We start from the raw sequence: 9,849 nt of genomic DNA, 5'->3' as shown, positions 1-9,849 counted from the left end.
GACCAAGTGTCCGAAGAACTCGAACGATTGCGAGTCGTACTGCGGCAGCCCGGTCGAGAGGAACGAACGGAATCCCGTGCAGTCCTTCCCCTGGGCCAGCGGCGTCGTCGAGTACGCCGCGATCGATCCGAAGTCGGCGGCGGGGATGCCGGGATCCGTGCTGCTCGTCGGGCAAGCGGGCGGCACAGTGGGTGCGGGCGCCGGCGACGGGCCCGCCGTGGGTCCGGGGTTCGGCGCGGGTGCAGGTGCGGGTGCGGGAGGCGGCGCGGGGCGCGAGGCGGGCTGCGAATCGGGAGCGTTCCCGCCCCGAGGGTGGTGACCGGATCCCCCGCGGTCGGGTGTCCCCGCATCCGCCTGCGGGGGCGACGAGGGCGGAACGGTGGATGCCGAGGGCCGCGGCGTCGGAGTCGTCGTCGGCCGCGGTGTCGCCTCCGTCGGCCGCGGGGCGGGCGACGTCGACGACGGGGAGGACGACTCGGCGGGCGCCGCGGTGGGCGGGTCGATCGTGCACGACGAGAGCCCTCCCGCCAGCAGCACCGCGAGCAGAATCGGGAGCACACGCGATGACTTCACCCGGGCAGTCTCCCACAGGGCGCGGCCGCGATCTCGACCCGCGGGCGAGGACGGAGAGCGATCTCGGGGCTACCCGCGCCGGGACGCATCACGAAATCCGCGGCGGGAAATAGCCGCCACGCGCATCCGGTGGGGAGGTGGGCCCGCCTGCGCGCGAGCGCCGACGGCGTCCCCGGACACCGGGAGGCACCATCGTACGGCCGGCGGCGCCCCCGAACCCTCGGTCAACCGACGGGCCGCCGGAACAGATTCACGACGTTGCCGTCGGGGTCGCGCACGAGCGCAGAGCGGTTGCCCCACGGCATCGTCGTGGGCGCGAGGACGACGTCGGTGGCATCCACGCCCAACGCAGAGAACGCCGCGTCGACGTCGTCAACCTCGAACTCCACGATGACCGACCGATTCGCCGCGGGGGCGACCGCGTCGCCGACCATCGCGACCGTGGCGGTGCTCGCGAGAGCCAGTGTTCCGCCCGGGCCGGAGAACTGCGCGAACACGGGCGCCGGGCGCTCCGCCGGCCGGCCGAGGACGCGCTCGTAGAAGGCGACGAGCCCGTCGAGGTCGTCGGTGAGGATGCGGATGGATGCGAATGTCATGCGATCAGCCTCGTCGGCATCCGCGACACCGTGCTGTCGGTGTTTCTCAAAAGGGGTCAGTCGTCGCCCAGGACCGAGCGGAGCCGCCCGAACGCGATCTCGAGATCTTCCGGCCGAAGGACGCGGCGGGGCGGCCGTTCGTCGGTGACCTCGACGGAGAGCATCCGGTCACCGCGGAACGCCCGCACGCCGTCGCGCAACCGGCACCAGGCGATGAGGTACCACTGGCCCTCTTTGCCGATGGATCCGAGGGGCTCGACGTCGCGCACGGACTCCACGCCCGTGCCGTCCTGGTAGTGCAGCCGCACCACACGGTCCGCCCGCAGCGCCGCGGCGAACGCGGTGGGCACGACGGCCTCGTCCTCGCTCTCGAGGAAGTGCACGCGCGACGCGAGCGACGTCGTTCGCGCGGCGTCCTCGCTCGGCATGACGGCGAGCATCTTCTTCGAGGCGGTCCGCGCGGCGTGCCGGAACGGGCTGTTCCGCAGAGTCCCCAAGCCGATCAGCACCGCCAGGGCTTCGTCGAGCGTGAAGCCGGCGGGCCCCAGCGTCGCCGACGCGTCGATGACGTAGCCGCCCGTGCGTCCGGGCTCGGCCCAGATCGGCACCCCCGTCTGCTGCAGCGCGCTGATGTCGCGTTCGACGGTCCGGATCGACACCTCGAACCGCTCGGCGAGCCACCGAGCACTCCGCGGGCGCGGAGCCACCGCGCGCAGCTCCTCCACGAGCGCGTACAGGCGGTCGGTGCGGTTCACGCGGTTTCCTCCCAGAACCCTTTCGCCGGGGCGACGGCAGGCGTTCGCGGACGAGGTATCCGCCCGGAACCGACGATACCGACGCGCCGCGCTGGAATACCCGCCGCGCACCTCGAGTTGGGGAGGGGGTCCCCCGCTTCCCCTCGAAAGGGCCCCCGTGAGCCTGTTCAGCCCCACCACCGTCGGCGCCGTCGACGTCCGCAACCGCGTCTCGCTCGCCCCGATGACCCGCCTGCGCGCGAGCGCCGACGGCGTTCCCGGGCACCTCGTCGCGACCTACTACGCGCAGCGCGCGGGCATCGGCCTGCTGGTGACCGAGGGCGTGTTCCCGAGCGCCGAGTCGCGGGCGTACCCCGGTCAGCCGGGCATCGTCACCGACGAGCAGGCGGCCGGCTGGGCGAAGGTGGCGGATGCCGTGCACGCCGAGGGCGGAACGGTGTTCATGCAGCTCATGAACGGCGGACGCGTCTCGCACCCGCTCATCACCGGCACCGACCGCATCGTCGCCCCCTCGGCGATCGCGATCGAGGGCTCGACCCGCCTCGCCGACGGCACGAAGGTCGACTTCCCCGTGCCGCACGGGCTCGCCACGGAAGAGCTCGCCATCGTGCGCGACGAGTTCGTCGCCGCGGCCCGTCGAGCGGTGGATGCCGGCATCGACGGGGTCGAGCTGCACTCGGCCAACGGCTACCTGCTGCACGAGTTCCTCTCCCCCGCGTCGAACCAGCGCACCGACGCCTACGGCGGCTCGCCCGAGGCCAGGGCCCGGTTCGTCATCGAGGTCGCGCGGGCCGTGGCCGCCGAGATCGGCGCCGGTCGCGTCGGCATCCGGATCTCGCCCGCCCACAACATCCAGGACGTGTGGGAGAAGGACGACGCCGAGACCCGCGCCACCTACGAAGCGCTCATCGCGGGCCTCGCGCCCCTGGGCCTGGCGTACCTCAGCGTGCTGCACAATGACCCCGCGGGCGACCTGATCCAAGACCTGCGTCGTGCCTTCGGCGGCACGTTCATCGTGAACTCCGGCTTCTCGATCGTCACGACGCGCGACGAGGCCGTCCAGGCCATCGACGACGGCATCGCCGACCTCATCGCCGTCGGCCGCCCCGCGATCGCGAACCCCGACCTCGTCGTGCGCTGGGAAAAGGGCGCCGACGAGAACGAGGTGCACCAGCCCTCGGTCTACGGCGGCAACGAGCGCGGATACACCGACTACCCGTTCCTCGAGGGCTGAGAGCCCGCCCCGCTCGCAGCCGTCCTCGGCGGCGAGCGGGGCGGTCGCTCAGAACGCCGCGGCGAGGTTGGGGCCGACGTTCACCATCGACCCCATGCGGACGATGCGGCGACGGATGCGCAGGCCCGAGTCGGTCCGCACCATCTCGTCGTCGTACCAGGCGTTCGCGATCGTGCCAGCGAGGTTGTCGCCCTCGAGCACGAGCGCGTCGCCGTAGGTGCGGGCGGTCAGGGGGTCGACCCCGGTGATGACGGTGTTGGTCATGCGGTGGAGGGTCCGGCCGGCCGGGTCGTGCGTCTCCTGCATGAAGGCGGCGAAAGCGTCGCCGCTCTCCCAGCGCGCGAAGCCGAAATCGACCTCGGCGTCGTCGGTGAAGACGGTGCGGAAGAGATCCCAATCCCGCGTGTCGATTCCGGTCGCGTACCGGTAGACGAGGTCGAGGACCTCGAATCGCAGGTCGGCACTGATGGTGGTGCTCATGGTGTCCTTTCGATTGTCGTTGACGGGGATTTCGGGAACGGCGCAGGCGCCATCGACACAGACGATGGCGGCACCGCCGCTCAGATCGCGAAGCGGGGGCGACGCGGTCATGCGTTCGCGACCTGGTCGAGGATGCTCTTCAGCTGGTCCACCTCGACCGCGCCGGGGATCGCATAGGCGCCGTCGATCACGACGAACGGAACGCCGCGCGCCCCCAGCTGATGCGCCGTGGCGGCATCCCGGTCGACGGCCTCCGCGAACTCGCGCGACTCCAGCGCCCGGCGAGCGGATGCCACGTCGATCCCGACGTCGGCCGCGAGGTCGAGCAGCGACTCCATCGTGCCGATGTGCCGCCCCTCGGCGAAGTACGCGGCGTAGAGGCGGTCGCTGAGCGCCGCCCTCGCCCCCACGGTCTCGGCGTAGTGCAGCAGCTCCAGCGCCAGATGCGAGTTCGTCGGGCGGATGCTCTCGGGCTCGTACCGCAGGCCCTCCGCGGCGGCCGTCTTCTTCATCGCGGCGAACACGCGTTCCTGCTCGGTGGCGTCCATTCCGCGGTTGGCCTCGAGATATTCGCGCGCGTCGAACTCGACGGGGAACCCGGGCTGCAGTTCGAAGGATCGATGCACCACGTCCACCGGCCCGGGAAACTCCGCCAGCGCCTTCTTCCACCGGGCGTCTCCGACGTAGCACCAGACGCACTGCACGTCGGACCAGACCTCGATCCGCATCGGTCGGCTCTCTTGCATGGTTCCTCCTGGCTGGCATCCGTCCGGAAGCGGACGTAAAGTGGGGGGTGGCTCCGTTTCACAATATGGGGTCACCCCCCACTTGTCAAAGAATGGATGCCATGGCCAGGCCCCTCCGCGCAGATGCCCGCCGCAACTACGACGCGATCGTCCAGGCGGCGGTGGAAGAAGTCGGATCACGGGGGGCGACGGCATCCCTCGAAGACATCGCGAAGCGCGCGGGCGTCGGGTCGGCGACCCTGCACCGCCACTTCCCCACCCGGAATCTGCTGCTGCAGGCCGTCTTCGCCGACGGTATTGCGGCGCTGGCCGCTCGCGCGTCCGACCTGGCGCAGAAGCGCGACGCCGGAAGCGCCCTGCGCACCTGGCTGTCGGAGCTCGCGGCCTACAGCGCGAGCACGCGCGGCCTCGCCGACACCCTCGACCTGTCCGCCGGGATCGACGCAGACCCCGACATGCACACGTGCGAGATCCTGCTGCTGGGGGCGGCCACCACCCTGCGGGATGCCGCGGCGAGCGCCGGCGCGATCCGCCGCGACGTCGGCGCGTACGACCTCTTGTCGCTCGTCAACGCGATCTCGCTCGAGGCCCGGAACCACACCGATCCCGACGCGTTCGCGACCCGCCTGCTCGACCTCGCGTTCGACGGCATCTCCCGCTAGGGACACGCACGGGAGCCGGGATGAGCGACCACCGCCGCCCACCCCGGCTCCCGCCGTGACCGCTTACACGGGGTTCGCCGCCGCGAACACGTTCCGCGGGTCCCACTGCTCCTTGAGAGCGCGCAGCCGGTCGAGCGATGCTCCGAACCCGGGCGCGCGGTCCATGCCGCCGTCGAGGAACGTGAGCGCGAGGGCCTCGCCGGCCCACGGCTGCAACGCGTCGACGTAGGCCGTCGCCGCGACGAGCGCCCCGGGCGCGGCTTCGGGGAAGGGTACGACGGCGATCGAGTGCGCGATGTATTCGCCGGCGACCGCCGACACCGCCCCTCCGTCCGGCGCGGGCCGCGCCGCGGCTCCCCCGACGTGCCGCAGTTCGGCGACGAACAGCCCGGGGTCCTCGGATGCCGCCACGAAGGCGGCCACGGCCTCCTCGGGAAGCGCGTCGAGCACACGGTGACGGGTCACCGCCGGGGTGGGCTGAGGGGGATCCATGTGCACCTGCACGAGGGCGGCGGCGGGGATGCGCGAGAACGTGTCGATCTCGGGCCCCAGCTCGCGCAGGGAGTGGAGCAGTTCCGTCGCGCGCTCATCCGACTCCAGCACGGCGCCGTCGACCACGACGACCGACCGGCCCGACAGGAACGGCGGCAGTTCGGGCAGCGGCGGCAGGTGGAGCACGCGCAGGGTCGAGGTGACCGATTCGGGCGCGGATGCCGTCCACCGCGCCCACGCCCGGCTGACCGCCGCCGTGTACGAGGCGTCCCACAGCAGCATCCCGGCGAACACGTCGGCGTAGGGGAGCAGGTCGATCTCGAGCGAGACGACGATGCCGAACGCGCCCGAACCCCCGCGGACGGCCCAGAACAGGTCGGTGTTCTGGCGGGCGCTCGCACGCACGAGCGACCCGTCCGCCGTCACGATCTGCACCGACCGCACCGTGTTGACGGCCAGCCCGTGCTTTCGGGCGTAGAACGAGACGCCGCCGTTCAGCGAGTATCCCGCGACCGACACGTCGCCGGCGCTCCCGTGCAGAGCGGTCAGTCCGTGCGGGGCGGCGGCGGCGAGGACATCGTTCCAGTGCGACCCGCCGAGCACGATCGCGCTGCGGGCTTCGGGGTGCACGGTGACCCCGCGCAGCGCGGAGAGACGGACGAGCACCACGTCGGAGAGGTCCGTCTCGGAGAGGCCGGGCGCGGCGTGCCCGGTGGACTGCGGAGCGACCCGCAGACCGGCGGCGGTCGCGGCACGCACGACCGCGACGACCTCTTCGGCCGACTCGGGCGTGACGACGGCGAACGGCCGCTGATCGATGGCGACGTTCCACGGCAGGCGCACCGCGTCGTAGTCGGGGTCGCCGGCGAGGACGACGCGGGTGCCGAGCGCGTCGCGCAGCTGCGCGGCGCGCTCGTCGAGGGTGATATCGGTGGAGGAAGACATGGGTGGTTACCGTTCTCTCGGGTCTGTGACGAGAAGACTCTGCTCGTGCCCGCGCCCGGCATCCATCCCAGGGGACGGGGGAAATTCCTCCCCCCAGAATCCTGGGATGGTGGCGACACGCCCGGGAGGAGCACACTGGTGGCATGGTCACCGCCTTGGCCGCCGGACGCGCGCGCAGCGACATCGATGTGCTGTCGCGCGCCGGTCTTCCGCTCGCGGAATTCATGGCCGAATCCGCCACCGCGCTCCTGGCCGTCGTGCCGTTCATCGCGGGCTGTTTCTCGAGCACCGATCCCGCGACCTCGATGATCTCCAGCACCCACAAGCTCGGCGATCTGTATGGCAAGAACGAGGCCGATGTCGACTGGGCGCGCATCGAGTACGGCGGCGAACCCGACCCCACCCACTACGACGCGATCGCCTCGGCGGGGCGCGTCGCCGTCGGCATCCACGCGTCCACCGGCGGTCAGATCGAGCGCATCGAGCGGATGGCCGACCTGGTGCTCCCCCGGTTCGGATACGTCGACGAAGCGCGGGTGGTGTTCGCCGACCGCGCCGGCGTGTGGGCGACGATGTCGATCCTGCGCGGCAGCGATGACGCCGTGTTCGACGCGCAAGAACTGGAGTTCCTGTCGAGTGTCGCGCCGGCCCTGACGCGTGGCATCCGTACCGGTCTGCTCTCACAACTGGCCCGCCGCGAGGCGGTGCGCCCGTCGGGCCCGGCCGTCATCATCGTCGACGCGTCGGACCGTGTCGTGCAGGCGAGCCCCGGCGCACAGGAGCGACTCGCGCAACTCTCCGCCCCCGGGGCTGACCCCCTCACCTACATCCAGGCGGTCGTGAGCGGCGCGCGCCGCTTCGCCGCGGGAGACCTGCCCCGGATGCCACGCACGCGCACGCGCACGGCCGACGGCGTGTGGCTGGTGCTGCATGCCGCGCCGCTCGGCGGTCTGGGCGACCGGGCCGGAGACGTGGTCGTGACGATCGAAGAAGCGCGCCCGCAAGAGGTCATCGACATCGTGGCCGCGGCCTTCGCGCTCACGACCCGCGAGCGCGAGGTCGTCGGGGCGGTGCTCCGCGGCGCCGACACGAAAGAGATCGCGGCGTCGATGCACGTCTCGCCGTACACGGTGCAGGACCACCTCAAGTCGATCTTCGACAAGGCCGGCGTCACCAGCCGCCGCGAACTCGTGTCGCGGGTGTACTTCGACCAGTACATCCCCCGAGCCGGGTCGGATCTCGGGGCGGATGGGTGGTATGCGGGGGCGTAGCCCGATGCTCGACATGACCGCCTTGTGGTCGGGTGCCCTGGCCGGGAACGTCGCGCCGCTCGAGCTGGCTCTCGTCGCAGGCAGCCGACTCCCGGGCCCGCGGGCCAATCTGGAGCTCGCGGCTCAGTTCGCCGACACGGTCGCGAGAACGGCGGTCGAGAACCGGCCGGGCGCGCTCGCGCTCCTCGACGACTGGCTCGCTCTCCCCGCACGCTTCGTCGCCGCCATCCCCGAAGAGGTCTCCGAGTACCTGCCCGCCTGCGCAGCGCTCGCGGCGGGATCACTCGACGCACGAGCCCTCCTCACCCACGCCGCTTCCGACCACCGGTGGAGAGTCCGCGAGCTCGCCGCGACAGGCATGCAACGTGTGCTCACCGTCGGTTGGGGCGCAGGGATGCAGACGGTCGACGACTGGCTCCGCTCGGGTGACCCGCTGCTGATCCGTGCGGCGGTCGCCGCCGTGGCCGAGCCGCGGCTCATGCGCGATGCCGCCCACGCGGCTCAGGCGTACGAGGTGGTGCTGCAAGCGACGGACGCGCTGCTCGCCGCCCGCCCCGAGCTCCGCCGCGCGGACGACGTGCGCGTCCTCCGCGCGGCGCTCGGCTACGGGATCAGCGTCATCACCGTCGGTCATCCGGATGCCTGCATCGACCTGCTTCAGCAGCTCGCCGCCTCGGACGACGCCGATGCGCGGTGGATCGCGAAGGAGAATCTGCGCAAGGCGCGGCTGCGACCGTTCGCCGATCGCCTGGCTGACGCCCGGCGGGCCGTGGGGTTGAGCTGATCCGCATCGCTCGCCGGATCCCCGGCGTCGGAGTGAGCGACCCCGCGCCGTAGAGTCGCGACGTGCGTATCGTCGTCTGCGGGACCCACGCGAGCGGAAAGAGCACGCTCGTGGCAGACTTCGCCGCCCGGCATCCTCGTTTCACCGTGCTGTCCGATCCGTTCGAACTCCTCGACGAGGCGTGGGACGCCCCGAGCCCCGCCCTGTTCACGGCCCAGCTGAGGATCGCCGCGGCCCGGCTGCACCCGGACGAGAACGCGAGTCCCGTCATCGCCGAGCGCGGCCCGATCGACTTCCTCGCGTACCTCCTGGCGTGGGAAGAGCTGACCGGGGCCGAGGTTCCTCGCGACCTCCTCGAACGGCTCATCGAAGAGACTCGGGATGCCATGGCCCACGTCGACGTTCTCGTCGTGCTCCCACTCACTCCCGCCGACGAGATCTTCGTCCACGCCGAAGAAGACCTCCCGCTGCGCGAAGCGATGAACGACATCCTGCTCGGCCTCGCCGCCGACGATGACGTCACCGGAGGACGGCCGAATGTCGTCGAGATCACCGGCCACCGCGACCACCGACTCGCCGCTTTGGAGGCCGTCGTGGCGAAGTTCGCACGCTGACGCGGAGCGCTCGGTCCCTATTTGGCAGGCCGGTACCGCTGCACCGTGACCCCCGACCGGAACTCCCGCCGCTCGACGAGCTCGAGATTCAGCTCCACCCCGTCGAGCAACCTCGGCCCGCGCCCCGCGATCACAGGGTGCACCACGAACGTGTACTCGTCGATGAGACCGGCCGCGGCGAGCGCAGCCGGAAGCACCACGCCGCCGAGCGAGATCCCCCGCCCCGACTGCGCTCTGAGTCCCTCCACCGCGGCCACGAGCTCGCCGTCGAGGAGTTCGGCATTCCAATCCACGGCGTCGAGTGACCCGGATGCCACCACCTTCGGCATCCGGTCGATGACCTCGGCGAACGGCACGTCGTCGTCGCCCATCCAGTCGGGCCACTCCCCCGACTCGGGCCGGCGCCACGCGGCGCGCATCATCTCGAACGTCACGCGCCCGTAGAGCAGCGTGTCAGAGCGGCGCAGCTCGTCGGTCCAGAACGCCATCGACTCGGCATCCGGCGGGAGGCCCGCCTCGTGGTGAACGCACCCGTCGAGGGTGACGTTGATGCCATAGCGGAGAGGTTGGGTCACGGCGGTCTCCTTCGACCCGAGCGGTGGTGGCGTCAGGCTACCGAGGTGCGCGTGCGGGCGACAGCCCCGACCAGGCGACGGTCTACGGCGGCGGCGAGCTCGGGAACGCGGACTACTCGTTC

Annotated in this window: 11 protein-coding genes and 1 pseudogene; 5 read left to right on the top strand and 7 right to left on the bottom strand. The window is 71.5% G+C overall.

What is annotated here, in order from left to right:
* From LQV45_RS11685 to LQV45_RS11675, 3 genes and pseudogenes are all read right to left on the bottom strand, one after another.
* Positions 1 to 573 (bottom strand): annotated as a pseudogene (locus tag LQV45_RS11685) (hypothetical protein); the annotation flags it as partial.
* A gap of 224 nt (positions 574 to 797) precedes the next feature.
* Positions 798 to 1,169: a VOC family protein gene (locus LQV45_RS11680; RefSeq protein ID WP_230007177.1), complete on the bottom strand. Its 372-nt coding sequence runs from the start codon at positions 1,167 to 1,169 to the stop codon at positions 798 to 800.
* 56 nt (positions 1,170 to 1,225) lie between these two features.
* Positions 1,226 to 1,924, bottom strand: a complete 699-nt coding sequence (locus tag LQV45_RS11675) for a YafY family protein (protein ID WP_230007176.1) — start codon at positions 1,922 to 1,924, stop codon at positions 1,226 to 1,228.
* A gap of 157 nt (positions 1,925 to 2,081) precedes the next feature.
* Between LQV45_RS11675 and LQV45_RS11670 the strand changes: the two genes are divergently transcribed.
* Positions 2,082 to 3,158, top strand: coding sequence for an alkene reductase (locus LQV45_RS11670; protein WP_230007175.1), 1,077 nt, complete (start codon positions 2,082 to 2,084; stop codon positions 3,156 to 3,158).
* A 48-nt stretch (positions 3,159 to 3,206) separates the two neighbouring features.
* On the opposite strand, the gene LQV45_RS11665 is transcribed toward LQV45_RS11670, so the two are convergent.
* Together LQV45_RS11665 and LQV45_RS11660 are read right to left on the bottom strand one after the other, a co-directional pair.
* Positions 3,207 to 3,638, bottom strand: coding sequence for a nuclear transport factor 2 family protein (locus tag LQV45_RS11665; protein ID WP_230007174.1), 432 nt, complete (start codon positions 3,636 to 3,638; stop codon positions 3,207 to 3,209).
* A 107-nt stretch (positions 3,639 to 3,745) separates the two neighbouring features.
* Positions 3,746 to 4,384: a DsbA family protein gene (locus LQV45_RS11660; protein ID WP_230007173.1), complete on the bottom strand. Its 639-nt coding sequence runs from the start codon at positions 4,382 to 4,384 to the stop codon at positions 3,746 to 3,748.
* Between the two features lie 101 nt (positions 4,385 to 4,485).
* Here LQV45_RS11660 and LQV45_RS11655 point away from each other — a divergent pair, with 101 nt between their 5' ends.
* A complete protein-coding gene (locus LQV45_RS11655; RefSeq protein ID WP_230007172.1) occupies positions 4,486 to 5,046 on the top strand; it encodes a TetR/AcrR family transcriptional regulator in 561 nt (186 codons plus the stop codon).
* Between the two features lie 63 nt (positions 5,047 to 5,109).
* Here the strand turns inward: LQV45_RS11655 and LQV45_RS11650 are convergent, their stop codons facing one another.
* Positions 5,110 to 6,483: an FAD-binding oxidoreductase gene (locus LQV45_RS11650; protein WP_230007171.1), complete on the bottom strand. Its 1,374-nt coding sequence runs from the start codon at positions 6,481 to 6,483 to the stop codon at positions 5,110 to 5,112.
* A 143-nt stretch (positions 6,484 to 6,626) separates the two neighbouring features.
* Between LQV45_RS11650 and LQV45_RS11645 the strand changes: the two genes are divergently transcribed.
* The 3 genes from LQV45_RS11645 (at position 6,627) to LQV45_RS11635 (ending at position 9,152) form a co-directional block, all read left to right on the top strand.
* Complete coding sequence (locus tag LQV45_RS11645; RefSeq protein ID WP_230007170.1) at positions 6,627 to 7,754, top strand: helix-turn-helix transcriptional regulator; 1,128 nt, start codon at positions 6,627 to 6,629, stop codon at positions 7,752 to 7,754.
* A gap of 4 nt (positions 7,755 to 7,758) precedes the next feature.
* Positions 7,759 to 8,538, top strand: a complete 780-nt coding sequence (locus tag LQV45_RS11640; protein WP_230007169.1) for a hypothetical protein — start codon at positions 7,759 to 7,761, stop codon at positions 8,536 to 8,538.
* Between the two features lie 62 nt (positions 8,539 to 8,600).
* Positions 8,601 to 9,152 (top strand): ATP-binding protein, encoded by a 552-nt coding sequence (locus LQV45_RS11635; protein ID WP_230007168.1) that lies wholly within the window; start codon positions 8,601 to 8,603, stop codon positions 9,150 to 9,152.
* A 17-nt stretch (positions 9,153 to 9,169) separates the two neighbouring features.
* Here LQV45_RS11635 and LQV45_RS11630 read toward each other — a convergent pair whose 3' ends face one another.
* A complete protein-coding gene (locus LQV45_RS11630; protein ID WP_230007167.1) occupies positions 9,170 to 9,727 on the bottom strand; it encodes a dihydrofolate reductase family protein in 558 nt (185 codons plus the stop codon).
* Positions 9,728 to 9,849 lie beyond the last annotated feature (122 nt).

The sequence above is a fragment of the Microbacterium sp. Bi128 genome, assembly GCF_918698205.1.
This window is presented reverse-complemented; position numbering and strand designations above follow the sequence as displayed.

Coding starts and splice junctions, on each gene's coding strand:
- LQV45_RS11680 (WP_230007177.1), bottom strand. CDS start 1,169: ATGACATTCGCATCCATCCGCATCCTCACCGACGACCTCGACGGGCTC.
- LQV45_RS11665 (WP_230007174.1), bottom strand. CDS start 3,638: ATGAGCACCACCATCAGTGCCGACCTGCGATTCGAGGTCCTCGACCTC.
- LQV45_RS11660 (WP_230007173.1), bottom strand. CDS start 4,384: ATGCAAGAGAGCCGACCGATGCGGATCGAGGTCTGGTCCGACGTGCAG.
- LQV45_RS11655 (WP_230007172.1), top strand. CDS start 4,486: ATGGCCAGGCCCCTCCGCGCAGATGCCCGCCGCAACTACGACGCGATC.
- LQV45_RS11650 (WP_230007171.1), bottom strand. CDS start 6,483: ATGTCTTCCTCCACCGATATCACCCTCGACGAGCGCGCCGCGCAGCTG.
- LQV45_RS11645 (WP_230007170.1), top strand. CDS start 6,627: ATGGTCACCGCCTTGGCCGCCGGACGCGCGCGCAGCGACATCGATGTG.
- LQV45_RS11640 (WP_230007169.1), top strand. CDS start 7,759: ATGCTCGACATGACCGCCTTGTGGTCGGGTGCCCTGGCCGGGAACGTC.